The sequence below is a fragment of the Hymenobacter glacialis genome (assembly GCF_001816165.1).
Lineage (GTDB): Bacteria > Bacteroidota > Bacteroidia > Cytophagales > Hymenobacteraceae > Hymenobacter > Hymenobacter glacialis.
In genome coordinates, this window is record NZ_MDZC01000048.1 from 1 (window position 1) to 24,961 (window position 24,961).

General features: G+C 63.3%; 19 protein-coding genes and 1 pseudogene. 4 read left to right on the forward strand and 16 right to left on the reverse strand.

The features are described from left to right. Positions 1 to 409 precede the first annotated feature (409 nt). From BEN48_RS05990 to BEN48_RS06035, 10 genes and pseudogenes are all read right to left on the reverse strand, one after another. Positions 410 to 3,631, reverse strand: coding sequence for an efflux RND transporter permease subunit (locus BEN48_RS05990; protein ID WP_070733702.1), 3,222 nt, complete (start codon positions 3,629 to 3,631; stop codon positions 410 to 412). A 91-nt stretch (positions 3,632 to 3,722) separates the two neighbouring features. Further along, a complete protein-coding gene (locus BEN48_RS05995) occupies positions 3,723 to 4,241 on the reverse strand; it encodes a YybH family protein (protein WP_070733703.1) in 519 nt (172 codons plus the stop codon). Between the two features lie 21 nt (positions 4,242 to 4,262). Continuing rightward, positions 4,263 to 5,408, reverse strand: a complete 1,146-nt coding sequence (locus tag BEN48_RS06000) for an efflux RND transporter periplasmic adaptor subunit (RefSeq protein ID WP_070733704.1) — start codon at positions 5,406 to 5,408, stop codon at positions 4,263 to 4,265. Beyond that, on the reverse strand, positions 5,392 to 6,006 hold the full coding sequence (locus BEN48_RS19045) for a hypothetical protein (protein ID WP_070733705.1): 615 nt from the start codon (positions 6,004 to 6,006) through the stop codon (positions 5,392 to 5,394). Before BEN48_RS19045 ends, BEN48_RS06000 begins: the two co-directional genes overlap by 17 nt. 1 nt (position 6,007) lies before the next feature. Further along, on the reverse strand, positions 6,008 to 6,427 hold the full coding sequence (locus BEN48_RS06010; RefSeq protein WP_083320803.1) for a TolC family protein: 420 nt from the start codon (positions 6,425 to 6,427) through the stop codon (positions 6,008 to 6,010). 221 nt (positions 6,428 to 6,648) lie between these two features. After that, a pseudogene (locus BEN48_RS19640) lies at positions 6,649 to 7,254 on the reverse strand (TolC family protein); the annotation flags it as partial. A 105-nt stretch (positions 7,255 to 7,359) separates the two neighbouring features. Beyond that, the gene (locus tag BEN48_RS06020) at positions 7,360 to 7,911 is read right to left on the reverse strand and encodes a heavy metal-binding domain-containing protein (RefSeq protein WP_070733708.1); all 552 of its coding nucleotides are present in this window, start codon (positions 7,909 to 7,911) and stop codon (positions 7,360 to 7,362) included. A 47-nt stretch (positions 7,912 to 7,958) separates the two neighbouring features. Next, positions 7,959 to 8,663 (reverse strand): DUF305 domain-containing protein, encoded by a 705-nt coding sequence (locus BEN48_RS06025; RefSeq protein WP_070733709.1) that lies wholly within the window; start codon positions 8,661 to 8,663, stop codon positions 7,959 to 7,961. Positions 8,664 to 8,709: 46 nt separating this feature from the next. Then, positions 8,710 to 9,669, reverse strand: a complete 960-nt coding sequence (locus BEN48_RS06030) for a heavy metal-binding domain-containing protein (RefSeq protein ID WP_070733710.1) — start codon at positions 9,667 to 9,669, stop codon at positions 8,710 to 8,712. 165 nt (positions 9,670 to 9,834) lie between these two features. Next, on the reverse strand, positions 9,835 to 10,311 hold the full coding sequence (locus BEN48_RS06035) for a hypothetical protein (protein WP_070733711.1): 477 nt from the start codon (positions 10,309 to 10,311) through the stop codon (positions 9,835 to 9,837). Positions 10,312 to 10,774: 463 nt separating this feature from the next. On the opposite strand from BEN48_RS06035, the gene BEN48_RS06040 reads away from it, so the two are divergent. From BEN48_RS06040 to BEN48_RS06050, 3 genes are all read left to right on the forward strand, one after another. Beyond that, positions 10,775 to 13,057 carry a heavy metal translocating P-type ATPase gene (locus BEN48_RS06040; protein ID WP_070733712.1) on the forward strand — a complete coding sequence of 761 codons (2,283 nt, stop codon included), beginning with the start codon at positions 10,775 to 10,777 and terminating at the stop codon, positions 13,055 to 13,057. 185 nt (positions 13,058 to 13,242) lie between these two features. Next, entirely contained in the window at positions 13,243 to 13,620 is a 378-nt protein-coding gene (locus BEN48_RS06045; RefSeq protein ID WP_070733713.1) for a cupredoxin domain-containing protein, read from the forward strand. A 173-nt stretch (positions 13,621 to 13,793) separates the two neighbouring features. Continuing rightward, entirely contained in the window at positions 13,794 to 14,408 is a 615-nt protein-coding gene (locus BEN48_RS06050; protein ID WP_070733714.1) for a TIGR04282 family arsenosugar biosynthesis glycosyltransferase, read from the forward strand. A 36-nt stretch (positions 14,409 to 14,444) separates the two neighbouring features. Here the strand turns inward: BEN48_RS06050 and BEN48_RS06055 are convergent, their stop codons facing one another. From BEN48_RS06055 to BEN48_RS06080, 6 genes are all read right to left on the reverse strand, one after another. Further along, a complete protein-coding gene (locus BEN48_RS06055) occupies positions 14,445 to 15,530 on the reverse strand; it encodes a YeiH family protein (RefSeq protein WP_083320804.1) in 1,086 nt (361 codons plus the stop codon). Positions 15,531 to 15,617: 87 nt separating this feature from the next. Further along, positions 15,618 to 16,529 (reverse strand): LysR substrate-binding domain-containing protein, encoded by a 912-nt coding sequence (locus BEN48_RS06060; RefSeq protein ID WP_070733715.1) that lies wholly within the window; start codon positions 16,527 to 16,529, stop codon positions 15,618 to 15,620. Positions 16,530 to 16,595: 66 nt separating this feature from the next. After that, complete coding sequence (locus tag BEN48_RS19940; RefSeq protein WP_070733716.1) at positions 16,596 to 19,817, reverse strand: cyclic nucleotide-binding domain-containing protein; 3,222 nt, start codon at positions 19,815 to 19,817, stop codon at positions 16,596 to 16,598. Positions 19,818 to 19,879: 62 nt separating this feature from the next. Then, positions 19,880 to 20,815 (reverse strand): YitT family protein, encoded by a 936-nt coding sequence (locus tag BEN48_RS06070; protein ID WP_094122937.1) that lies wholly within the window; start codon positions 20,813 to 20,815, stop codon positions 19,880 to 19,882. A 357-nt stretch (positions 20,816 to 21,172) separates the two neighbouring features. Next, the gene (locus tag BEN48_RS06075; protein WP_070733717.1) at positions 21,173 to 23,350 is read right to left on the reverse strand and encodes a tetratricopeptide repeat protein; all 2,178 of its coding nucleotides are present in this window, start codon (positions 23,348 to 23,350) and stop codon (positions 21,173 to 21,175) included. An 89-nt stretch (positions 23,351 to 23,439) separates the two neighbouring features. Next, on the reverse strand, positions 23,440 to 23,889 hold the full coding sequence (locus BEN48_RS06080) for a hypothetical protein (RefSeq protein ID WP_070733718.1): 450 nt from the start codon (positions 23,887 to 23,889) through the stop codon (positions 23,440 to 23,442). Between the two features lie 360 nt (positions 23,890 to 24,249). On the opposite strand from BEN48_RS06080, the gene BEN48_RS06085 reads away from it, so the two are divergent. Then, the gene (locus tag BEN48_RS06085) at positions 24,250 to 24,717 is read left to right on the forward strand and encodes a hypothetical protein (RefSeq protein ID WP_125932500.1); all 468 of its coding nucleotides are present in this window, start codon (positions 24,250 to 24,252) and stop codon (positions 24,715 to 24,717) included. Positions 24,718 to 24,961: the final 244 nt, after the last annotated feature.

Here is a 24,961-nt window from a genome sequence, read left to right on the forward strand (position 1 = left end):
CAGCTTCTTCGATGGCCCGCATCACCTGCTCGGCCGTGAGCGTATCGGAACTCACTGTGAGCAGCTTATCGGGGTTGGCGGTGTCTACCTGCCAGTTGCCGGCGCCGCGTGCTGGTTGAGCGTGGGCGTAACGGCCTTGATGCAGCCGCCGCAGTTGATGTTGGTTTTGAATTGAAGCTTGGTCATAGCGAAAGAAGTTAGTGGGGCCATTAGTAGCACCCAGTGAGCATTAAACGAAAAACCCGATGCAAAGGCTCCGGCAAAGGGCTACAGAATTGCGCCCCCAGCCTACACAATTTCTCCACCCCCCTTCCTTCCCACGCCCCTAAATCAGGCGCAAAGAGTCGCCCGGTAGAGATGCTTCGACAAGCTCAGCTTGACCGCCTTTTTTGCAACGGTTACGCACCATTCAAACAGCCCGCTCCACCGGGTTCTGGTCGGCCGGGGGCGTGAAGGGCGACGCGTCCAGCTCCTGGGGGTGCGCGTCGAGGCCCACCTCCTGGTGGGAAGCAAAGTACTGGGCCAACGCTTTTTCGCCCACCAGCCAAAACACTACCGGCGTTACGATGATGTCGAGGAAGGTAGAGCTGAGCAGGCCGCCCAGAATCACGGTAGCCACGGGGTAGAGGATTTCCTTGCCCGGCGCGTCCTTGGCCAGCGTGAGCGGCACCAGGGCCAGCGCCGCCACCAGCGCCGTCATGAGCACCGGCACCAAGCGTTCCAGCGAGCCGCGGATAATCATGGGCATGCCGAACTTCTCGCCCTCGTGCTCCACGAGGTGGATGTAGTGCGAAATCATCATGATGCCGTTGCGCGAGGCAATGCCGGTGAGCGTGATGAAGCCCACCAGCGAGGCAATGCTAAACGTGCCGCCCGTGAGCAGCACCGCCACCACCGAGCCGATGAGGGCCAGCGGAATGTTGAGCATAATCTGCCCCACCATCAGCCCCGACTTGAAGTGCGAGTACAGCACCAGAAAGATGCCGGCCAGCGAAAACAGACTCAGCCACATAATTTTCTGCGAGGCCGACTGCTGGCTTTCGAACTGCCCGCCGTAAGTGAGGTAGTAGCCCGGCGGCAGCTTCACCTGCTGGCTTATTTTGGCCTGAATTTCCTGCACCGTGGAGCCTAGGTCGCGCTCGGCCACGTTGAGCGAGATGGTGATGCGGCGCTGGGTATTTTCGTGGTTGATGGTGTTGGGCCCCGGCTCGTAAATTATTTCCGCCACCTGGCTCACGGGTATCAGCGCGCCGCTGGGCGTTTCGATGCGGGTCTGGCTGATGGCGGCCATGTCGTTGCGCTGCTCCTCGGGCAGCTTCACCACCAGGTCGAAGCGCTTCTGGCCGTCGACCATCTGCGAGACGACGGTTCCTTGAAACAGCGTTTCCAGGTCGCGCACCAGCTCGCCGCGGCCCATGCCGTAGGCGCGCAGCGCGTCGTCTTTGGGCCGGATGAGCAGCTGCGGAATCTGCACCTGCTTTTCCACCTGCAGGTCCACCACGCCGGGCACGGTGGCGGCGGCGTCGCGCACCTCGTTGGCGTAGCGGCGCAGCTCCAGCAAATCGTTGCCGAACACCTTGATGGCCACCTGGGCCCGCACCCCACTCAGCAGGTGGTCGAGGCGGTGGGAAATGGGCTGGCCGATGTTCACGTTCACGCCCGTTATCAGGCTGAGCTTGTCGCGCATGTCGGCCAGAATCTCGTCGCGGCTGCGCATGGTTTTGCCCTCCTTCTCCAGCTCGGCTTCGGTCTTGAAGGCCACCTCGATTTCCGAGTTGTTCACCGATTCGGCGTGCTCGTCGAGCTCGGCGCGGCCGGTGCGGCGGGCCGTGTAGGCCACTTCCGGAATCTTGAGCATCTGCTGCTCGCCCAGCGTGCCCAGGCGGTTGCTTTCGGTGAGCGAGGTGCCGGCCGGGGCCGAGAAGTTTACCGTCAGCGAGCCTTCGTTGAAGGGCGGCAGAAACTCGGTGCCGAAGAAGGGCACCATGGCCACGGCCATCGCAAAGAGCAAAGCCGTGGACGTGAGCACCAGCTTAGGATGCCGCATGCCCCAGCCCAGCAGCCGGGTGTCCTTTTTCTTGAGCCAGCGCACCAGCCCACCGTCGGTTTCGGGGTGGTCCATCTGCTTCATGCCGGGCAGCAGGTAGTAGCACAGCACCGGCGTTACCGTCAGCGAAACGAACAGCGAGGCCACGATGCTGGTGATGTAGGCAATGCCCAAGGGCGCGAAAATGCGGCCCTCCATGCCTTCCAGCGCGAATAGCGGCAGAAAAACCAGCACCACGATAATGGTGGCGTACACGATGGAGTTGCGCACCTCCGACGAGGCCGAATACACGACGCGCAGCACCGGTTGCGGGTCGGGCCGCTGCTTGTTTTCGCGCAGGCGCCGGTACACGTTTTCCACGTCCACAATGGCATCGTCGACCAGCTCGCCGATGGCAATGGCCAGCCCGCCCAGCGTCATGGTGTTGATACTGATGCCCGCCGCCTTGAACACCAGCGCCGTAACCAGCAGCGAAAGCGGAATGGCGACCAGCGAAATAAACGTGGTCCGCACGTTCAGCAGGAAGGCAAACAGCACGATAACCACCAGAATGGCCCCGTCGCGCAGGGCTTCCTCCACGTTGGAAATCGAGGACTCGATGAACTCCGACTGCTTGAACAGGCGCGTGTTCACTTTCACGTCCTTGGGCAGCGAGGGCTGCAGCTCCACCAAGGCCTTTTCTACGGCTTCAGTCAAACCCACGGTAGCGGCGCCCGGCTGCTTCTCGATGCTCAGAATCACGGCGGGCTGGCCGTTTACGCTGCCATCGCCGCGCTTGAAGCGGGCCCCGAACTTCACATTGGCTACATCCGCCACGCGGATGGGCGACTGCGCGCGGTAGCCCACCACGATGTTCACAATATCCGCCACCGAGCGCAGACGGCCCAGGTTACGGATGAGCACTTCCGAGCCGTTGCGGTCAAAGAAGTTGCCGGTGGTGTTCAGGTTCGACTGGCGCAGGGCTTCTTCCACCTGGTTGGCCGTGAGGCCGGTGGCGTTCAGGCGGGGCATGTCCAGCAGCACCTGGTACTGCAGGTTGTCGCCGCCAATGGGGATAACCTGGGCAATGCCGGGAATGCTGAGCAGGCGCTGGCGCACCGTGTAGTTGGCCAGCGTGCGCAGGTCGGCGGCGTTGGTTTCCTTGCCGCCGGACAGGCCCACGAGCATAATCTGGCCCATAACCGACGAAATGGGCCCCAGCACGGGCGTGATGCCCTGCGGCAGCTGCTCGCCGGTGGTCTGCAGCTTCTCGCTCACAATCTGGCGGGCCGTGAAAATGTCGGTGCCATAGTCGAACTCCACGAACACCATGCCCAGGCCGATAGCCGAGTTGGAGCGCACCGCCGACACGCCGGTGGCTCCGTTCAGGGCCGTTTCCACGGGCAGCGTCACCAGGGCCTCCACTTCCTCGGGGGCCATGCCGGGCGCTTCCAGAAACACCGTTACGCGGGGGCGGTCCAGGTCGGGCAGCACGTCCACCGGCAGCTGGTTGGCCGTGTAGGTGCCGGCAATGATAAGGCCCAGGGCAAAAGCCAGCATCAGCAGGCGGTTCTGCAGAGCAAAGCGGATTATCTTGTCAAGCATCGGTTAACAACAGAGGATGGGAGCCGTCAAATCGGCTGTTCGGCAGTAGGGGCGGCGCCTGGGTTTCCGCCCACCGGCGGGGGGTGCCGATTTATTTCTTAACCCGGGGCGTCCGGGCCGAGGAGTGCGTGCTCATAATCTGCCACTGGCCGGCCGCGTTCTTGCGCAGCACCGATGTGGCCACGCCCCGGCGCACGATGGGCGCCTTGGCCTCCTTGTCCTTGGGGCCTTTCTTCAGCCCAATGGTGTAGGTATAGGTTTCGGTGGCAAAGGCGTAAGGCCCGTCCACCTGCACGGCGGCCTTATAGTCGCTGAAGTTGAAGGCGGCAAACTCCTTCAGCTCCGGGGCCAGGTGGTGGGCGGCGTAGTGCCGGTAAGTACCTTCCACACCGCCGGACTCAAACACCTGCGAGTTGGCCGTGAAGAGGCGTTGCGTACCCGTAGTATCCAGCTTCTCAACGGCCTGCTGGTACTGGCGCAGCACGTTTTTCACGGCCGTTTCCTCGGCCGATGATGCGGCCAATGATGCGGCGGGGGCCTGGGCCCGGGCGGTGGTCGAGGTCAGGCCCAGCACGGTGGCCAGGGCGGCAAAAGCAGCTAGATTCTTCATGGGAAATAGTGGTTGAGGGAATTACTGGTTGAGGTAAATGGACTTAAGCTGGTAGGTGCCGGCCGTTACCACCCGGTCGTTCTCGTTCACCTCGCCCTGCACCAGCACGGTTTGCTGGCCGTTCACGGCCCCCGGCTGCACGTAGCGAATCTTGAACCGCTCGGGCTCGGTGTGCACAAACACCACGGGCTTGCCGTTGAGGTCGGTGATGGCCGAAGTGGGCACCACCAGCTGGGGCTTGCCGCCGCCGGTCTGGCCCACCACCTGCACGTTCACGGCCTGGCCGGCCCGGTAGGCACTGCCGTCGGTGGCATCCAGTTCCAGCACCAGCTGCCGGGCCTGATTCACGGGGTTGACCACGTTGCTGAACACCACCAGCCGGGCTGGTACGCCCGCCTGGCCCTGCAGGCCCTCCACCCGGAAGGCGGCCCCTGGCGTGACCTTGGCCAAATCCTGGGCAAACACCTGGGCCTCCACGCGCAGCTTGCCGGGGTTGATGACCCGAAACAGCTCGTCGCCCTGACTGACCTGCTGGCCCACGGCGAGGTTGAACACGTCCACGGTGCCGCTCACCGGCGAGGTGATGCTGACGCGGCGCTGGCCCGCCTGGCTGTTCTGAATACCGGCGTTCTGGCGGGCCTGACGCAGGCGCAGCTCGGCCGCCACCACGTCTTTGCGGGCGGCAATGTCGGCAATGCTTTGCAGGCGGTTGTAGTCCTGCTGAGCGGCGCGCAGCTCGGCCTGGGCGTTGGCCCGCTCGGTGCTGAGGCCGATTTGCTGGGTGGCATCCAGCGTCTGCTCGATGACGGCCAGCGTCTGGCCGGCGCGCACCTGCTGGCCTACTTGCGCGGCTAAGCTCACAATGCGCCCGCTTTGCGGCACTACCACGCGGCCCTCGCCGCCCGCCGCCGCCGATACCGTGCCGTAGAGCGTGGCCCGGCTGTAGGTGGTAGAGTAAGCAGCGAGGTTGGTTTGCACCTGAAACAGGAACTGGCTTTCCTTGGGCAGCAGCACCTCATCGGTCAGGGCCACGCCGGTGCTGGCCTTGGCCTCGCCACCGTGGTCTTCGCCGCCGTGGGCCTGCACCAGGCCCGGGGGCGGCAGCAGCACGGTCAGCACCAGGCCGGCCGCGGCCGTAACGGCCAGAAATTTATGCTTGGTTTTCATACACGGCAGGATTGGAGGTGGAAACAGGGGCGGCAGGGCGGCGGCGGCGCAGCAGCAGCACCGTGAGCCCGATGCCGAGCACGAAGGCCCCAAGTAGGGCCAGAATCGTTTTCCAGGAGGAAAAAAGCGCGGCGGCGGCCTCCGGAGCCGCCGCGGCCACGGGCAGTTTCTCGCCCACCTTAATGCCCTCGAGCAGCAGCAAATCGGCTTTGTCGCCGGCCACAACATTGACCGTGAAGCTGTAGGCCTTGTTGGCCGGAAACTGGCCTTCCACCAGGTAGATGCCCGGCTCCTGCTCCGTTATGGCCCACTTCAGACTGGCATCCTCCGGCGTGGTGAGCGTGAGCTTGGCCCCCTTGATGGGCACGTTGGTGGCATAGTCGGAAAGGAACAGGCGCAGGTCGGCGGGTTGGCCACCTTCCAGCGGCTCGTAGCGCAGCAGCACCTCGAACTGCTCCGACAGCGCCGCCACCGAAAACGACGTCGCCCCGGCCGGGGTGCCGGCCTTGGGGCCGTCGCCGTGGTCTTCGCCCCCGTGGGCCTGGGCCGTGCTGCTCAGCAGCAGCAGGCCCAGCAGCAAAATCAGGAGTTGTTTCATGTTATTCACCCCGCAGGTAGTTAAGTTCGATGAGAGCCTGACGGTAGTCACGGATGGTAGTCAGGTAGGTATTTTGAATGGCAAAGGCCTGGTTGAGGCTCTGAATCAGGACCAGATAGCTGATTTCGCCGGCCCGGAACAGGCGCTGTGACTGGCTGATGATGGCCCCCGACTGCGGCACGCCGGTCTGCTCGTAGTAGCCCAGCGAGGCCGAGAACTTGCGCGTATCGGCCAGCGCCTGCTCGTAGAGGCTGCTCAACTCCAGGCGCTGGGTTTGCAGCTGGTAGCCGGCCGCCTCGCTGCGGGCCGTGGCCGCCTGCAGCTGCGAGCGGTAGGTCCAGAACCACACGGGCACCGACACGCCAAACTGGAAGCGGTAACGGGTGGGCGAATCCGCGAAGCCCTGGTTCTGGTACCCCACCGTGAGCGCGGCGTGCGCCGGGCCCGCACCAGACTGATGCCCGACTGGCTCAGGGCCACGTTCTGGGTGGCGGCCGCCAGCGTGGGGCTGCGCACCAGCGCCGCGCTGTCTTCGGTGGGCAGGCCGCTGAGCAGCGCCCCACCCGTTTGCACCAGCTCCGGACCACTGCGGCGCAGGTCGGTGCTGGCAGTGAAAGCGGCCGTGGGCTGGCCCAGCAGCAAACCCAGGCGGCGCTGGGCGGCGCGCAAGTCGGCGGTGGCCTGCAGCAGCTGCACGGCTACCTGTCGGGCTTCGGCTTCGGTGCTGATGCGCTGCAGCGAGGTTATTTCGCCGGCCGCAAACAGCCGCTCGGTAGCCACCCGCAGCGCCTGGTACAGGCTGTCCTGGTAGGTGAGCTGCCGTATTTGGGCCTCGGCAAACTGCAGGCTCAGGTAAGCCAGCCGGGTATCGCGCAGCACCGTGGCCCGGCTCACCTCGCGGTTGCGCTCGGCCAGACTGATGCCCGCCTCCGCCACCTGGCGCTGGCGCCGGTACACGTTTGGAAAGTCAATGGTCTGCACCACGCCCGGGGCCCACCGCTCGCCCGAAGGGGCCGAGAACAGCAGGTCCGGGTTGGCCGGCGCAAACGAGCCCCGTTTCAGGGCGCGTTGCTCCTCCACCTCGCGGTCGGACTGCCGCAGGCGTGGGTGGCGGCGCAGGCTCCGGGCTTCGGCGCTGTCGAGACCGATGACGGTTTGGGCCTCGGCAGCCTCCCGCCACGGCCCCTGCAGTAGCAGAGCCAGTACCAGCAGCCAACGAGGCCCGCGTTTCAATTCAAAATACGTCATAAAATCAGGTTAGGGCCCACCAATGGGCCGCCCGCCGTTGCAGCAGCGGACGGCCCGGGGCGGAAAAGGCCCGGACGCCAAGCGTCCGAAAACCGGCGCGGTCAACTACTTTTTCACCAGGGCCATGCCGCACTTCGGGCATGCGCCGGGCTTGTCGCTGGCGCTGCCTTCGCACTGCATGGGGCACTGGTAAGCGGCACCCACTGCTTTGCCGGTTTTAGCCGCCGCGTCGAGCTTTTCGAACCGGGCCGACAGCGACTTGCCCTTGGCTTTCAGGCTGACAATGGCCGTGCGCACGGTAATGCCGGCCGGAACCTGCGCCACCAGGTGGTCGCCGGCGGGCGTGAGGGCGGCGGTGCTGGTTTTGCCGGCCGTGGTCAGCAGCATCACCGTGCCGGTGGTGCCGGTGGGGGCCATCGTGGCTTCGTTGGCATCGAGCAGGTACACGTGTACTTCGCCGGCCTGCTGCACCAGCTCCAAATGGTAGGCGCCGGCCGTCCGGACTACGCCCCCGTGGGGCGACTGGTGGGCGTGGGTTTCGCCGGCTGCTTTATGGCCGTGCGCGGCTGCGCCAGGCTTGTGGCTGTGCTGGGCCTGGGCCGAGAAAGAAGCGGTGGCCACGAGCGCGGCGGCGAGGAGGATTCGGGAAAATTTCATGAGTAAGGGGAAAGTGGGTTTAGGGAAAAAGCAGGAAATGCGGAAGGCTACATTTTATCGGCATTCTGGGCGTGCCAGGTCTTGAAGGCATCTATTTCCTTCTGCTGAGTGGCTATCATCTTCTCCGCCATGGCCTTGAGCTTGCTGTCTTTGCCGTGGGTTACTTCGGCTTTGGCCATGTCCATGGCGCTCTGGTGGTGCGTGGTCATCAGCATGTTGAAGTTCATGTCCGGGTTGGCCACGGTGGCAGGCATATGCTGCATCATGGTCGTCATCGACATCTTCATCTGGGCCGTGAACGGGTCGTTCAGGTCCTGGGGCTGGTAGTTGGTGGGGGCATTGTCGAGGCGGGTGGCCACGGCTTCCAACTCCCCAATTTCCTGCTGCTGGTCGGCTTTGATTTTCTCGGCCATCTGACGCATGGTGGCGTCTTTGCCGTCGCGCAGCTGAATGTCGGCCATGGCCACCGCGCCTTTGTGGTGCTCCAGCATCATGTGGGCAAAGTCGTGGTCGGTGTTGCCCTTCATCTTCATGGCGTCCATCTTGGCCATCATCTCATCCATCGAGGCCTTCAGGGGCGAGTCGCCAGCCGTTGTGGAGTGGTCCATGGTGGAATGGTCCATCGGGGCCGTGTCGCCGGCCGCGCCGTTTTCAGTGGCGGCGGTAGTGTCCGTGGCGGTTTTGGTATCGCAGCTGCTCAGCAGCAGAGTGCCGGAGCATAGCAGGGCGCAAAAAATGGCTTGGGTTTTCATGGGTTCAGGGAAGTGGCGAAGGAAAAAACGCGGTTGGAAAGGCTGCCTAACTGGCGGCCGGACCTTTCACATTGATGGTGAAGTTGCCGGTGTGAATCTGGCCGGCGTGGTTGAACTGCAGGAACACGCGGTACAGGCCGGGCGCCTCAAAGCTGGTGTTGAAGCCGATGGCCGGGCCCTTGTCGGCCTGGTCGTTGGGGTGCACGTGCAGGTAGCGCTCGGTGTCTTCGCTGATGACCACCACGTGGCCCAGTGCCCCGAGGTACTTGTCGAGGTCGGTTACGGGCTGGCCGTTTTTGCTGAGCGTGATTTTCATGCCCAGCAGCTGGCCCACTTTCAGGTCCTTGTCGAAGGCCAGGGTGGCCTGGTAGCCATCCTGCTCCCACTGCATCTGGTCTTTGCTGAACTTGACGGGCGTGTACTTCGCACCCTGCACGCTCACCACCTGGCGGCCCAGCTGGTGCCCGCCGCCGGCCGGCGAGTAGTCCTGATACAACACGTACTCGCCGCCTTTGGGAAAGGTGAAAGGCACTTTGTAGTTGCCTTCGGCCGTGAATTCGGGGTGCTCGTGGTAGAACACCGACAGGTCTTTGCGGACGATGATGAGGTGGATTTTCTTCTCGTGCACCACTGCCAGCGGCACCGGAGCCGCTTCGTTGCCTACTTCCTGGGGGGTGTAGGTGAGCGTGGCGGGCTGGCCGGCCGCCAGCTGCATGGGCTGGGGCACAAACTTCATCTGGTAGCCCTTGCCGTTGCTCACCTGGTCGTTGTGCACCAGGTCCATGCCGCACTTGGAGCACTTTTGGCCGGGCTCGGTGCTGTTCACCTCCGGGTGCATGGGGCAGGCGTAGGTGTGGCCCCCGGCGTGGCCGGCGGTGCTGTCGGGCGCGGTGCCGGTGGGCGTGGTAACGGCGTTGGTAGCGCTGCTACCCGACGAATCGGAAGAGCAACTGGCCACGGTGAAAACGCTGGCAGCGGCCAGCAGGAAAGCACTGTATTTGTTCATAAGAAATAGGGCCGCCCAAACGGCGGCAATGACTGGCTGTTGCCAGATGTACCCACAAAATGAAAGTGAAAAGCTACCCGAAATGGCAGCGCGACGAGCAAACGAAAAGGCCCGCCCCGGGCATAGCATAGCCATGCCGGCGCGAGCCTTAGCGCGTCGGAACAATCAGACAGTCAGCGACTGGATGAAAATACGGATGTCGGGTATTTTGGGCTTGAGCTGCCGGGGCGGAACCAGGGCAACGGGAGCCGTGCGGTCCCACTGGCCAGCCAGGGGCCGGAAGTAAAACGCCATTGCCATCGGCAGCACGGCCGGGGCAGCTATAAACAGGTGTTTCTGAGCGGGTACCGTAAGCGACGAGAGCACCGCTGCCGCGTTGTCCTTGCAGCAGTCGTCCTTGCCGTCGGTCGACTTATTGGTAGAGTGGCTCTCCTTCTTGGCCGGACGCTCAACTGCGGCCCCATGCCCCGGGCAGCCTGGGTGCGCCGGCGTGGCCGCAACGGGTGGCTGGACAATGGCCACCTCGACCAACGACTCCGGGTTTACCGTCGCGCACCAGCACTGCCCCACAAACACGTTGACGAAGACGAGCAGGAAGCTCGTCGCCAGCAAACGGCGGAAAGGGAACAGGCTACGGAACATAACGGGCACTAAGTAGCTACAAAAATAGGCTTTGTTGGCTGAATGCAGTCGGCAGCCCATCTAACTCGCGAAGCTCAATAGGGTTTAACGCCGGTTGCCGAATGGCCGGGATAAAGGCTTAAACAGGGCTGGCAATCGATTAAACCGACTTCTGCGTCAGTTCTGGCAGGTAGTAAGCGAGGCTGCGAAGCATAATTGTGCAATCAACTAGCATAATTTTAGTAGGCGCGTCAGTGTTCAACGACTGTCTATCCAAGCCTTATATGCGCAGCCTCTAGTGCCCAAATCTCCGGGCACCCGTAAACTATAGGAGTTGTATAATAACCACTAGCCGCCAAATTATGCAATTCTACGGCGGTATTCAGTACCAACTTCCCTGTGGGAAAGCCGTTATTTTGTACAAGTGGTTGTGGGCTTTCTCCGCTGCGAGCAATGCCCGGCACCCCCTCCAACCTGTTTTTCTATGGAACCAACTACCAAAACCGAAACCCTCGACATCGAAGGCATGACCTGCGCCTCCTGTGCGTCGGCCATCGAAAAGTCGCTGAGCCGGGCCCCCGGCGTACAAAGCGCCATGGTCAACTTCGCCACCGAAAAGGCCACCGTGCACTACCTGCCCGGCCAGGCCAGCCCCGCCAGCCTGAAGGAAGCCGTGGTGAATGCCGGCTACGGGGTAATGGAGCGTGCCCCCGACACCAGCGCCGCCGAGCGCAGCGCCGAAATCGACCGCCAGAAAGCCTTGGCTTACCAGAAGCTCAAGCGCCGCTTCTGGGTGGCGACGGTCCTGGCTATCATCATCATGCCGCTGAGCATGCTCATGCTCTGGCCGGCCCTGATGGCGCGGGTAAACATGCCGGTGTTGAACTACGCCCTGCTGCTGCTCACGCTGCCGGTGCTGGCCTACAGCGGGCGCGAGTTCTACGTATCGGCCTGGAACGGCTTCAAGCACCGGTCGGCCAACATGGATACCCTCATTGCCGTGGGCACTGGCGCGGCCTTTCTCTATAGCCTGGCCGCCACCGTGGTGCCCGGCTTTTTCACCAGCCGGGGCCTTGTGCCCGAGGTGTACTATGACACCACGGCCACCATCATTGCCCTGATTCTGCTGGGCAAGGTGCTGGAGCTACGTGCCAAAACCCAGACCTCGGCCGCCATGCGCAGCCTCATTGGCTTGCAGGCCAAAACTGCCCGCGTGGTGCGCCCTAACGGCGAGGAAGTGGATGTGCCCATCGAGCAGGTCCAGCTCGGCGACATCGTGGTGGTGCGCCCCGGCGAAAAAGTGGCCACCGATGGCCGCATCACCGAAGGCCAGTCCTCGCTCGACGAGGCCATGCTCACCGGCGAAAGCCTGCCCGTGACCAAGAAAGCCGGCGACCCGGTGTTTGGGGCCACGCTCAACAAAACCGGCTCCTTCCGCTTCGAGGTAACCAAAGTCGGCTCCGACACCATGCTTTCGCAGATTGTGAAGCTGGTGGAAGACGCCCAGGGCAGCCGCGCCCCCATTCAGCGGCTGGCCGATAAGGTCAGTTCCATTTTCGTGCCCACGGTGGTTGTCATTTCCATTCTCACCTTCGTGCTGTGGTTTGATTTGGCCCCGGTGGACACGCGCCTGCCGCTGGCGCTGGTCAACTTTGTGGCCGTGCTCATCATTGCCTGCCCCTGCGCGCTGGGGCTGGCCACGCCCACGGCCATCATGGTAAGCACCGGCAAGGGCGCCGAGCACGGCGTATTGATTCGCAACGCCGAAGCCCTGGAAAAAGCTTACCAGGTGAACACCGTGCTGCTGGATAAAACCGGCACCATCACCCGCGGCGAGCCGGCCGTAACCGACTTCCTGGCCCCCAGCCTTGCCGGGGTGGCCCAGGACGGCCCGCGCCTGCTGCAGCTGGTAGCCGCCGTGGAGCGCCAGAGCGAGCACCCGCTGGCCGAAGCCGTGGTGCGCCACGCCGACGCCCAGGGCGGTGATAAACTGATGGCCACTGGCTTCCGGGCCGTGGAGGGCAAAGGCGCCACCGCTACCGTCGGGGGCCAGGCCGTGTTCATCGGCAACCGCCGCCTGCTGGCCGACGAGGGAATTACCCTGTCGCCCGAGCTGACAGCCCAGGCCGAGCAACTGCTGAGCCAGGCCAAAACCGTGCTCTACGTGGCCGTGGCCGGGCAGGCCGTGGCCCTGCTGGGCGTGGCCGACACCGTGCGCGACACCTCCGTTGCCGCCATTAAAGAGTTGCAGGCCCTGGGCATTGAGGTGGTGATGATGACGGGCGACAACCCCCAGACCGCCGCCCAGGTGGCCGGCCAGGTGGGCATTACGCGCTACTTTGCCGAAGTGCTGCCGGCCGAAAAGGCCGGCAAGGTGAAAGCGCTGCAGGCCGAGGGCCGCATCGTGGCCATGGTGGGCGACGGCATCAACGACGCGCCGGCGCTGGCCCAGGCCGACATCGGCCTGGCCATCGGCTCGGGTACCGACGTGGCCATGGAAGCAGCCGGCATCACCCTCATGCGCTCCGACCTGCACGGCGTGGTCACGGCCATCGAGCTGAGCCGCCAGACCATCCGCACCATCAAGCAAAACCTGTTTTTCGCCTTCATCTACAACACGCTGGGCATTCCGGTGGCGGCCGGGCTGCTCTATCCCTTCTTCGGCATCCTGCTCTCGCCCATGCTGGCGGCCGCGGCCATGGCCCTGAGCTCGGTTTCGGTACTCACCAATTCGCTGCGCCTGCGGAGCTTTTCAGTTAAGCGCTAGGGAGGGTGTTTAGGAGGGCGTAAAAAACCAAAAACAACGTCATGCTGAGCGCAGCCGAAGCATCTCTACAGCAGTAGTAATCCTATCGGCTCAACGAAGCGGCATAGATGCTTCGGCTGCGCTCAGCATGACGTTCTGAGTTAAATAAGCTGACAGACTTTCACGTTTAACTTCTGACTTCAACCATGGATACAACCGCCATCATCGTCACCATCGTCGGCCTGGGCCTGGCTGCCTTCGTGCTGTGGTACTTCTTTTTCTCGCCCCGGCAGACGGCCAGCGCCGTTTCCTCATCCAGCGGCGTGCAGGAAGTGGATATCACGGTAAAAGGCGGATACTCGCCCGACGTGATTGAAGTGGAGCGCGGCAAGCCCGTGCGGCTGAGTTTCTACCGCGACGAGGAAAACAGCTGCTCAGAAGAGCTGCTCATGCCCGATTTCAGCATTCGCCGCGACCTGCCGGCCTTCAAAACCACGCTGGTGGAGCTACTGCCCGAAAAGGCCGGCACTTTCCCGTTTACCTGCGGCATGGGGATGCTGCGGGGCAGTTTAGTGGTGAAGTAATGCCGCTTCTCCTGTAGCAGGCAGTCGCATGGCCGTTTATTTATTGGCCCTGCTTCCTGTTTCTGCTGCTGCATACGCTTCCTTTGCCAGGCTGCTTGGCCACTTGCTCAGCATTGCCAAGGCTGGCTGCAGCCCATCCATTCACTATCGGCATATTCCCTTCTGCCTGCTACATGGCTCACCAACTGCTTATTTTTGCCCGCCACCCTGCGCTGGGTCAAGTAAAAACGCGCCTTGCGCGCACCGAAGGGCCAGAGGCTGCGCTGCATATATATAAGGAGCTGCTGCACCACACGCGGAAAGCGGCCGATGGCGTTGCCGCGACCAAAACCCTGTGGCTGGCCGGCGACGAGCCTTCCACTGATTCGGCCTTTGGCGAGTGGGCCGGCTTTGAGCAGCACCCGCAACCGGCCGGCGACCTGGGCGAGCGCATGCACCAAGCCTTCGCCACGGCCTTTAGCGGCGGGGCCACTGCGGCCGTCATCATCGGCACCGACTGCCCAGAGCTGACCACCGCGCATCTGGACGCAGCTTTTCAATACCTCGCAACGCACGATGTGGTAGTGGGGCCCGCCCGCGACGGAGGCTATTACCTGCTGGGCATGCGCACGTTAATCCCGGACTTTTTTATCAATAAAGAGTGGAGCACCGACGCGGTGCTGCCCACTACCCTGGCCGATGCAGCCCGGCTCGGCCTGAGTGTGGCTCACTTGCCCGTGCTCTCCGACGTGGACAACGCCGACGACCTGGCCGCCTGGCGCAATCGGGTGGCCACGGCTGCTTCTTAACCTGTTGGGGACCAGCTGCCGGCTTTTGGCAGTGGCTTAAACGGCCTGCAGAATGACGTAGAGCGAGGCCATTGAGATGACCAGCCACAGCACCGTGCCTAACAGGTACGGCCGCGGGCCAACCGACTTCACCACCTTCATCGACAGCCCCGCTCCTATCAAAAACAGGGTTACGGTGAGGCCTATCTTAGCCAGACTCACCATCAGCGGCCCCAGCGGCCGGGCGGCGGGCACGAAGGTGTTGATGAGCATGGCCACCACAAAGCCCAGGATGAAGTAGGGGATTTTGATTTTAACCCCCTTCTGCTTGAAAACGAGGGCCGTGCCCAAGGCAACTGGGATTATCCAGAGGGCTCGGGCCAGCTTCACGGTGGTAGCTACCTGCAGGGCCTGGTCGCCGTAGGCAGTGGCGGCTCCCACCACCGAACTGGTGTCGTGAATGGCGATGGCGCACCAGAGTCCAAACTGGTTCTGCGTCATGGCCAGGGCGTGGCCAATGGTCGGGAAAGCAAAGAGTGCCACGGCGTTGAGCACGAACACCGTACCCAGCGCCACGGACATTTCCTCATCTTTGGCCCGCAACACAGGGCCCACGGCCGCAATGGCGCTGCCGCCGCAGATGGCAGTACCGCACGAAATGAGGTGCACCACGCGACGGCCCAGCCCCAGCCACCGGCCCACCAGGTAGCCCAATACCAGCGTGCCGGCAATGGAGGCTACCGTGAACAGCAGCCCTTCGCGCCCGGCCTGCACGGCGGCGTGCGCATTCATCCCAAAGCCCAGCCCGATTACGGAGTACTGCAACAGCTTCGCCGTGACCTTCTTGGCTTGGGTGCTGAAGGGGTTGCCGAGCGTTTGGGCCAGCAGCAGGCCCAAGGCGAGGGCCACGGGCGGCGATGCCCAGGGCGTGAAACAGAAAAGCACAATCAGCCCGAATACCACTTCCCGCAGGGCAAAGGAATAGCCCCAAACCACCCGCCGCGTGTGAAATGCCTGCCAGAACCCCGACGCTTTGGTTGCCGGGGCCGCAGCCGTCGCCGATTCGTCATGGACGGCTTCGGCGGGCGTGGCTGGGCGAAGTACGGGGCGGGACTCAGGAGGAGCGACCGGGAATTGGGACATGGGCAGTAAGTGGGAGTACTTGCTGCAAATTTACGGGGCAACCCAGCGGCTGGATGGTTTAAAAATGTTATTTGAGATAACCTTAGGTTATGCGCCGGCATGAAAGTGGGCGTGCGCGAACGCCAGGAAGCGCTGGGCCGGGCGTATCAGCGGCTGCCCCTGCACCCACACGGCCTCAAATTGCCGGGGCAGGTGCAGGCCCTGCACCGGCACTATTTCGAGCAGCCCTGCCGATAGCTCACGGGCCAACGCCCGGCGCGAAACGAAGCCCAGCGCCCCGGGAGCGGCCTCCAGGTACGCCTTTATGGCTTCGGTATTGTCAAAATAAAATGCTACCTGCAGGCTACTGAGCTTGGTTTTGAGTTCGCTCAGGGCAAACTCCAGTACCTCCAGCGTGCCAGAGCCGCGCTCCCGCAAAACCAATGGGTGCGCCAGCGCCTCGGCCAGGCTGAGCGGGGCGGGCGGGGTGCCGCGGGGGTGGGCACGCCGCACGGCCACCAGCTCATCGGGCAGCAGGAGTTCGTAGTGGAGGTCGCGGCTTTTGGTGCGGCCTTCCACAAAGCCCAGGTCCAGCTCGTTGCGCAGCAGGGCATCGGCTATGCGCTCGGAGTTGGCGTTGAGCAGGGTGAGGCGCACGTTGGGATAGCGGGCCTGAAAGGCCGGCAGCAGGCCGGGCAGCACGTACTGGCTGAGGGTGGTGCTGGCGCCTAGGCGCAGGCGGCCGGCGGCTTCGTCGGGGTCGCGCAGGGCCAGGAGCTGGTCGTCGAGCTGCTGGGCGGAGGCGGCTACCGCTTCGGCGTGGCCCAGCAGCAGCCGGCCGGCCTCGGTGAGGGCAATGCGGTTGCCGCGGCGCTCCAGCAACCGCTGTCCGTGCTGTTTTTCAAGCTCATGGAGGTGCTTGGTTACGGCCGGCTGGCTGATGAACAGCTCCTGCGCCGCTTTGGTCAGGCTCAGGTGCCGGGCCACGGCCGCGAACACCTGCAATCGAAAGTCGGACATGGGCGTAAAGTAAGGAAGGGGGCCGCGCCCGGCCCAACCAGTAACGGCGCCGGTCCTGTGCGGCTCTTAAGCCGGAGCGGACACGGCAGGCTGCGTCCGCTCGTTTTGCCGGCGCAAGCGTTGGCAGAGTACCCGCATGACGTTGCGGGCCACTTCGGCACATTCTTCTATCACGTCGTAAAAATCTTCCTGGTCGATGCGGAAGGCCACCACCGGGGTCAGGGCCACGGCGGTAGCCGAGCGGGCTTCGGCATCGAGCAGCGATAATTCCCCGAAAAATTCGCCCCGGTGAAAGGAGGTGAGCTGCCGCGCGCCATCAAAGATGCCCACCTCCCCTTCGCACACAATGAACAAAGAAGTGCCCAGGGTCCCCTTCACAAATATTTCCTGCTCCGGCTGAAAGCTGACTTCCCGCATGATGGGCACGATGGTACCCAGCACGTTTTCGGAGGTTTCGGTGAACAGGGTGGTGCCTTTGAGCATCAGCACCCGCTCGCGGGCCGGGACGGTAGAAGTGGGGACGGAGGAAGGCATGAGCAAGGCGGTTATGTCGGGATGAAGGACTTGCAGAAAGTCGAAGGCGGCCGGGCGCTCCACGGGCAGCTGCCGCAGCACCAGCAGGGCACTTTCCTGAATGAGGGCATTGGTGGATTCCAGGTGCGGCTGCAGGCAGGCCACGGTAGCGGGCTGCGGATGCCACTGCCGCAGGGCCACCGCCACGGTCCAGGCCGAAAATGCGGCCGTGCCCCGGCGCACTATGGTGGTCTGAATGGCTTCGGTGGTCACCATCGGGCCCAGCAGGTCGTCGAATCGGTGCACTCGTTCGGAGAGCCGGCCCGTCTCCAGCATGGCCTGCAGGCCCTGGTAGAGGGGGCGCGGAATCAGGTTATCGAGAATTTCCAGCGCGCTGGCCTGCCGCTCGCCGGTGGCATGGGCCACGCCCCGCTGCGCATCCACAACGGGCTGGCGCTCATATAACTGCATCAGCAGGCCAAAAATGCGCTGCTGGCTCCTGCGCAGCTCGTAGTGCAGGGCCTGGCGCAGCTCCGTGGTGGCGGCGGCCATGCCGTGCACCAGCTGTTGCGCCAGGCGCATTTCTTCTTCCACCAGCCGCTGGAAAACGGGCTTGTCGGCCAGCAGGGTGGCGTAGCCGCTCAGTGCGCGCAGGGCCGCCGCCCGCGCGCTCAGCCGGGGCCCCTGCACCACTTCTACCAGCACCTGCCGGGCGGCGGGGGTGGCCAGGCGCGTGCACACCTGGGCCAGGGCTTGCAGGTAGCGCCCGTCGGGCTCCTGGGCCAGGGCAGCCCTGAGGCCGGGCAGCGCGGCGTCCCCGGCTTTGGCCAGGCAGGTACCAGCGGCCTGCTGCGTGGATTTTTCGCGCAGCAACGCCATAAGGAGCGCCAGCAGGCCGGTGCTGGGGGCGGCGGCGGTGGCCTGCACGGCCCGGTGCACCACGGCACGGTCGGCACTGTGGAAGCTGGCCGTGAGCACGGCAACCTGGCTGGTGGGGTCCAGCAGGTCCAGCAGGCTCAGGGCCACCAGGCGGGCACAGCTATCGGGGGCGGCGGCAATGGCTGCGAGGCTGGCCAGGGCACCGGCATGGGCGGGGGCCAGCTCCAACCGGCCCCGAATTGCGCCTTTGCGTACCGCCAGGTCCGGGTGTTCCAGCAGGTCGTCGGCAGCGGGTTCGGGGTGGTGGCAGGCCAGGCAGCTGGCCATTTCCCGCACCGCGTCGTCGGGGTCCTCCAGGGCCAGCCGCCGCAGGAGTGGCACGTCGGCTCGGTTGCCCAGCAGGCTGAGCACGCGGTTGCGCACCCGGCTGTCGGCGTGTTTCAAGAAGTCCTCGGCGTGTTGTACCAGCGCGTCCGATTCGGCTTTTTGCAGGTAATCGATGGCCTGAATTGCCTCGCGGTGGTTGGTGCGAAAAAGGCTGGCACGGGCCACGGGCTGGCTGGCCGCCGCGGCCTCCCGCAACGGCTCAGGGGCTAACCGCACCCCCAGCACATGCTTCAAATCGTTGATGTAATGGGCATAAGCACGCTGCAGTAGCACGGCTGCGCCAATCAAGAAAGCTGCCATCCACAGAAAAGGCACCCACTGGTTGAAGCCGGGCGACTGGTGCAGCGCCAGCAACAAGGCCCCGCCCATACCCAGACCCAGCGGCTCGTAAAATCCTTTCACCACAGCGTAGCCCTGCAGCCGCTCCGGCGTGGCCATGGGCTGAAACAACACCAGAAACAAGGGCTCCAGCACGGCCCGGCGCAGCACCTCCAGCACCAGAACCAAGCCGCCGAAATAAGCCATGACCACCGCCGGGCCGGCCCCCACCGCGCGCAGGGTGCCAAAAACCAGCAGCCCGCCCAAAGCAAGAAGCGGCAGCACGGCCAGCAGCCGGCGCACGCCCAGGCGGCCAGTGCCGGGTTGGGATAGCCCCAGCTTGAAGACCATGGCCAGCAGGTAGGTAATTGCCAAAAGCCCACCCACGTACTCCAGTATGGTGGCTTGTTCCTGGAATCTGTCCTTCACCTGCATAAAAAACAGGTACTCCACCCCCACCGCCACCGTGGCTACGGCCATGATGCTCAGGCCCATGCTGCGCACCAACGGGCTACTACCCAGCAGGGTGCGCCAAAAAGAAGAGTGGCCGGCGGGAGCCTGCACCAGCCGCCGCGCCTGGGGATGGCCGCCCACCCGCTGCACCCGGAAAGTGAGCCGCTGGGCCAGCAGCGCCAGCACGTAGGCCACGGCCGCCGTGAACAGCAACATAGTGAGGGCGCTGCGGGCGTGCACAACCACGGCAATAACGGCGCCCAGGGCCTTGGCCGGCATCTCGCCGGCTCTCACTTTGCTGAACAGGCGCCGTCCCTGCCGCGCGTTGAACACCACCGCCGACATGCTCCAAAACTCCAGGTTGGTGAGCAGGTAAATCAGGCGGTAGCCCGTGACGATGGTCACGGCACTGGCCACCGAAGGCGCCCGCAACAGCAGCAGACTTAGCACCGCCGCCACTACCACGGCCACCAGCAGCGCCCGCGTGGCCAGCTTGCGCAGCAGCAGGCGGTGCTGGTAGTGGGCGTAAGCCCTGCCCACGGCCAGCATGGCCAGCGCGCTGATGCAGTAGGCCAGCGGCAAGTTGCGCGCGGGGTTATCGGCCAGCAGCAGCACGTGGGCGGCCACGTACACCAGCATGGTGCCAATGCCCAGCAAAAAGTGGTGCACGAAAAACAGCCAGACCGTTTTGGTTTCCCGCGGCCGCACTCCCAGAAAACGAAACCACTTGTCCATCATACTGCTGCTTAGGAAGCAGGCCGCCGCACCCGGCGGCCTGGCGTGCGGCGGGCCGCACGGCGTTAGTGCAAGGCCCGCTTTTTTATCAGGCCGCCTTTCATGTCGCTCACGCTGTGCGTTACCACAAAAGCGTGCGGGTCAATTTTATGAATCTCGTCGAAGAGGCCCACCACTTCCAGCCGGGTCACTACCGTGAACACGGCCTCCACTTTCAGGTGCTGGTGCCCGTGCGAGCCGTAGCCCTGCGTGCATTCGTACACGGTAGCGCCGCGGTGGAGCTGCTCGGTAATCATGCGCCGGATTTCGGTGCTGTGGAAGGAAATGACCGTGAGGCCGGTGTACTCCTCGATGCCCACCAGGATAAAATCAACGGTTTTGGCCGCCGACAAATACGCGAGTATCGAGTACAGCGCTGTTTCGATGGAAAGCAGCCAGGCAGCCACGCCGAATATTATAATATTTATATTCAGCACTATATCACCAATCGAAACGGGTAGTTTCCGGCTCAGGTACAACGCCAGAATCTCGGTACCGTCCAGCACGCCGCCGCCCCGCATGGCCAGGCCGATGCCCGCGCCGAGAAAAAACCCGCCGAACACGGCAATCAGGAGCTTGTCCTGCGTGAGCACCGGGAAGGTGACGACCAGCAAGGCACCCGAAAGCGCCAGAATGGTGAACAGCGTTCTGAGCGCGAATTTGCGGCCCAGGTGGTAGTGTCCGAGGACGATGAACGGAATGTTGATGACAATGATGAGCACCGAGAGCGACACGCCCGTGAGCTGGCTGATGAGCAGCGAAATGCCCGTAACACCGCCATCAATGAAGCCGTTGGGCAGCAAAAACCCCTTGAGGCCCAGCGCGGCAGAAAACACACCGGCCGCCAGCAGCAGCATCTGCAGCACGGGGCGCACCCACTGCCGCGCCGCCTGCCCCAGGGCGCCCGGTGCAGCGGCATCGGCCACAACCGGCGCTGCGGCTGGCAGGGCAGCTTTCCGCATGCGGAAGCTTGGAGGAATGAGTTGGTCGAATAACATCGGAACCGAAAAAAACCGTGAGCAGCCACTAAACGGATTCCGGCGTGTGCACTGGTTGCCAGCCCGGCAACCTACTTTTTTCGAAATCCATGCATCATTGCCGGCTATTCCAGCCAGCACCGCAGTTCCCAGGCGGGCGCCCTCCCTGCTTCCGGGCAGGGGGCGCGGCCTTCTCTATACGCCGCTTCCGGCAGGCGCAGGCCCACCCAACGGCTCAGAAGCTCATTGCCCAAAAGGGCACCAGCGTACCCGTTAGAGGCAAACCGGCGAATTTGTTAAATATATAGAATTAATTTAATAAAATGGCTGAATTGTTCTGGTTTAAACCACGGCTTCCTGCACCGTCACGGGCAGGGAGACGGTGAATTCAGTAAACTCACCTTCCTGGCTTTCCACCGACATCGTGCCGCCGTGCCCCTTGGTTACCACGTCGTAGCTCAGCGACAGTCCCAGCCCCGTGCCCTCCCCGGTGGGCTTGGTGGTGAAAAACGGCTGAAAGATTTTGTCGCGCACGGCGCTCGCAATGCCGTTGCCGTTGTCGCGCACCTGCAGCAGCACCGCGCCGGGGGTGTGACTGGTGCGCACCTGCACCTCGGGCTGGTAGCCGGCCCCGGCCTGGGCGCTTTTTTCGGCCACGGCATAAAAAGCATTGGTCAGCAGGTTGAGCAGCACCCGGCTCAGGTCCTGGGGCACCACGTGGGCGGGCGGCAGGTCGGGGTCCAGCGCAGTGGTGAGGGTGGCGTTGAAGCCCTGGTTTTTGGCGCGCCAGCCGTGGTAGGCCAGCCGCAGGCATTCTTCGGCCAGGGCGTTGAGGTTGGTGGCCTCGCGCTGGCCACTGCTGCCGCGGGAGTGCTCCAGCATGCGCTTCACGATGAGGTCGGCGCGGTGCCCGTGCTCGTGAATCTTGTGCTGGTTTTGGGAAAGCTCCTGCAGAAGCTGGTCGAGGGTTTGCCGGCCGGCGGTGCTCAGGTGCTCCCTGGCCAGCTCGTACTCCAGCTCATCCACCAGCTCCACGCTCAGCTCGGAGAAGTTGGTAACGAAGTTGAGCGGGTTCTGAATTTCGTGGGCCACCCCGGCCGTGAGTTCGCCCAGGCTGGCCATTTTCTCGCGCTGCACCAACTGGGCCTGCGTGGTTTGCAGTTCGGTCAGGGTGCGGTCGAGGGTGTCGCGGTGGGCGGCAATCTCCACGTTCTTTTCGTTGAGGCGGCGGTTGGCACGCAGCTTCAGGAAAATGTTGCGCAGCAGCAGCGCCACCACCAGCACCACCCCCACCAGCCCGGCCAGCAGGCCGTAGAGCTGCAGGCGCTGGCGGGCGGCCTTGTGGGCCTGCAACTGCCGCGTTTTATTGAGCAGGTCTATCTGCACCTGTTTTCTGTCCAGCTCGTAGCCGTAGCGCAGGGCGCTGCTGCGCCGGTTGGTATCCTCCCCCGATAGCGTATCGGTGTAAGCCATGTGCAGGTTGCGGTAGCGGTAAGCCTCCTCAAAATTGCCGTTCTGAGCGTAGGCGTCCGCTAGGATGTCGGTTGCTTTCCGAATGTTGTCGTTGGTGCCCGCCTGCTGGCTCAGGGCCAGGCCGTGACGGGCCAGCACCAGCGCGCTGTCGGGCTGCTGGTCCAGCAGGTAGGCCCGGGCCAGCATCAGCTCCACCATGGGCAGGTTGTAGTCGTCGCCGGTTTGGCGCACCAGCTGCCGGGCCCGCCGGCTGTGCGCCAGCGCCTCGGTGCGGTTGCCCAACAGGCCGTACACCTCGGCCAGGCTGGTTTCGTTGCCAATCTCCCCCGAGGTGTCGCCCAATTCTTTGCTCAGTTGCAGAGCCCGCTGGTAGTATGCCAGCGCCGGGGGCCACTGCCTGAGCATCTGGAACGTGTTGCCGAGGCCGTTGAGGGCAGTAAGCGCCACTTGTCGGTCGCCGGTGCGCTGGGCGCTGCGCAGCACGGCGTGCCGCACCGGCACGGCTTCGTCGTAGTTGCCCATGAGGTTATAAATTTCTCCCAGGTTGGCCTGCAGGCGCGTGAGGGTCACGATGTCGCCGGCCTTTTCGGCCAGCGGTAGGCCTCGCAGCGCCGCCTGCAGGGCCGGCGTGGGGTTGCCCTGCAGCATGTGAATCAAACTCAGCTGCAGCCAGGCCCGGGCCTGGCCGCTGAGGTCGCCGCGTCGGGTGCAGAGGCGCTGGGCCCGCTGCGCATACGAATAGGCGCGGTCGAACTGGTTTTGCCGGCGGTAGAGCATACTAGCCAGCAGCAGGGCCTCGCTTTCACCGGGGGGGTCTTTCAGGCGCTGGGCCAGGCCCAGGGCCTGTTCCGCCAGGGTGGTGGCCTGGGTTTCGTCCTTCACGCGCAGCTCGGTGGCCAGGGCCAGCAGGCGCCGCACCCGCGTGGTATCGGGCCGCGGCTGGGCCCGCAGCAACGCCCGCAAACTATCGTCGCGGGCCGGCTGGGCCTGCGCCGGCAGCACCAGCCACGTGGCGTGCAGGACCAACAGAATGGCATACGCTCGCATGCTGGAGGGGAATGTTAAAGAAGTACTCGGCCAGGCAATGTAATTTTCGCAAATCCTTGATAATCAGCAAAAATTCAACGTATCAACTTTTAATAGGGAGGATTGTGAATAACGCCCAACGTCATCTCAACCTGGGCTTTGCACTCCGTTTTCGGCTTAATGACCACGCTCGCCATGGTAATTGTGCGAGCCTCCGACTCCGACGTTTCAGCGTTGGGAAATGGGTAGGCAAGCAGGGTGGTTTTCTTCTGAAACTGCCCGGCGCCGGGTATTTTCTTCAGCACGTTCTGGTAAATGGTTTCCACCATTCCGAGGTCGCGTACCCGGAAGTAGGTAGGCGGAAATTTTTCCGCAAAAAGGCTGGCGTGATTGGTAACCAGATTAATGAGGTACAAGTCGTATTCACTTGTATGAAACAGCACTTTGTCCTTCGTGATGTAATCCGGTGGCAGGTTCAGAATCTGGGAATAAAAGTCCACCGTTTCTTCCCAATCGGCGGGTAAAACCCCAATTTCCATGGCAGTTGGCTTTTGTTCCATAAGGAGTCAGGCTAAAAAGTGACATTATATTCATAAATATAAGTCGTTATATCCAATAACAACAAAGCGCTGCCTCAAATAATTGACCATTGGCGCTTGCTATTTGGGTAGGCCGCATAGGCCCGGTGCGAAGGCTGCACAAGAGCAGGTACACGCTTTTGGTTGGCGGCTGCCGTAAGTTGCCGGGAGGCACCCGTGAGCCCGGCCGCGCCAAAGCGGGATGGCCACCTGAGTGCCTGCATTCACAAAGCGTAGCCTTAGCATGAAAATATATAGGTAAGTTTGGACGCTGGATGGCGAAGCTGAACCGTTTTAACGGCTACTGCGTAGCAATCCTGTTCACTTCAGCCCGCCATGCTCATGCGTCACGCCTATTTGCTACCCCTTGCCTTCCTGTTTAGCTGCGCCGCTTCCGACCAGCTTGCTTCTGAATCTCCTGCCGATACCACGGCACGCAATGTGGACCGCGCCTTCGACGTGCCGGCCCTGCTGGGCATGAACGCCACCCAGATAGTGCGGCCCCTCACCGGCCAGGACATCCGCTACGACCAGGACCGCACCCCGCGCGAAATGCTCAGCGGTGGCGGCAAAGAGGCCAGCAAAACCTATTGGCACGACACCACGGCCCTCGTTGTGAGCTACAATCCCGAGAGCCTGCACGTCAACAGCTACTTCATCAGAACCAAATCGGGCCTTACCCGCGACTACAAAACCCTGCTCAAGCTGGCCAACGTCAGCGAGTATGATAAGCGCATGCGCATCGAGCCCATGGCTTCGGTGAGCAACCCACAGCTGTACACCGGCGTGAAGCTGGTGCCGCTGCCCTAGTCCGTATTTAGCTCGCTTACGCCACCACTTAAGCTACGTGAGCCGTCAGCAGCGACCTTGAGTAGCGTCGCCGGAGGTAGCCCCTTCCCGTGCCGTGCCGGCGCGCTGGTTCATTTCGCCGCGGCAAGCAGCCGTTGGGGCGGGCAGTCAGGTTGCAGCAAGCACCTCGTGTCAGAGGTAAGCACTGGCTTAAAGAAAGCGCGGACAGCCGCGGTAATGGTTTTTCAGCCAACCGGAAATAGGT

What these genes read in the sequence shown, in the direction of transcription:
- BEN48_RS05990 (WP_070733702.1), bottom strand. Translation starts at nt 3,631, where the DNA reads ATGCTTGACAAGATAATCCGCTTTGCTCTGCAGAACCGCCTGCTGATG.
- BEN48_RS05995 (WP_070733703.1), bottom strand. Translation starts at nt 4,241, where the DNA reads ATGAAGAATCTAGCTGCTTTTGCCGCCCTGGCCACCGTGCTGGGCCTG.
- BEN48_RS06000 (WP_070733704.1), bottom strand. Translation starts at nt 5,408, where the DNA reads ATGAAAACCAAGCATAAATTTCTGGCCGTTACGGCCGCGGCCGGCCTG.
- BEN48_RS19045 (WP_070733705.1), bottom strand. Translation starts at nt 6,006, where the DNA reads ATGAAACAACTCCTGATTTTGCTGCTGGGCCTGCTGCTGCTGAGCAGC.
- BEN48_RS06020 (WP_070733708.1), bottom strand. Translation starts at nt 7,911, where the DNA reads ATGAAATTTTCCCGAATCCTCCTCGCCGCCGCGCTCGTGGCCACCGCT.
- BEN48_RS06025 (WP_070733709.1), bottom strand. Translation starts at nt 8,663, where the DNA reads ATGAAAACCCAAGCCATTTTTTGCGCCCTGCTATGCTCCGGCACTCTG.
- BEN48_RS06030 (WP_070733710.1), bottom strand. Translation starts at nt 9,669, where the DNA reads ATGAACAAATACAGTGCTTTCCTGCTGGCCGCTGCCAGCGTTTTCACC.
- BEN48_RS06035 (WP_070733711.1), bottom strand. Translation starts at nt 10,311, where the DNA reads ATGTTCCGTAGCCTGTTCCCTTTCCGCCGTTTGCTGGCGACGAGCTTC.
- BEN48_RS06040 (WP_070733712.1), top strand. Translation starts at nt 10,775, where the DNA reads ATGGAACCAACTACCAAAACCGAAACCCTCGACATCGAAGGCATGACC.
- BEN48_RS06045 (WP_070733713.1), top strand. Translation starts at nt 13,243, where the DNA reads ATGGATACAACCGCCATCATCGTCACCATCGTCGGCCTGGGCCTGGCT.
- BEN48_RS06050 (WP_070733714.1), top strand. Translation starts at nt 13,794, where the DNA reads ATGGCTCACCAACTGCTTATTTTTGCCCGCCACCCTGCGCTGGGTCAA.
- BEN48_RS06055 (WP_083320804.1), bottom strand. Translation starts at nt 15,530, where the DNA reads ATGTCCCAATTCCCGGTCGCTCCTCCTGAGTCCCGCCCCGTACTTCGC.
- BEN48_RS06060 (WP_070733715.1), bottom strand. Translation starts at nt 16,529, where the DNA reads ATGTCCGACTTTCGATTGCAGGTGTTCGCGGCCGTGGCCCGGCACCTG.
- BEN48_RS19940 (WP_070733716.1), bottom strand. Translation starts at nt 19,817, where the DNA reads ATGATGGACAAGTGGTTTCGTTTTCTGGGAGTGCGGCCGCGGGAAACC.
- BEN48_RS06070 (WP_094122937.1), bottom strand. Translation starts at nt 20,815, where the DNA reads ATGCGGAAAGCTGCCCTGCCAGCCGCAGCGCCGGTTGTGGCCGATGCC.
- BEN48_RS06075 (WP_070733717.1), bottom strand. Translation starts at nt 23,350, where the DNA reads ATGCGAGCGTATGCCATTCTGTTGGTCCTGCACGCCACGTGGCTGGTG.
- BEN48_RS06080 (WP_070733718.1), bottom strand. Translation starts at nt 23,889, where the DNA reads ATGGAACAAAAGCCAACTGCCATGGAAATTGGGGTTTTACCCGCCGAT.
- BEN48_RS06085 (WP_125932500.1), top strand. Translation starts at nt 24,250, where the DNA reads ATGCGTCACGCCTATTTGCTACCCCTTGCCTTCCTGTTTAGCTGCGCC.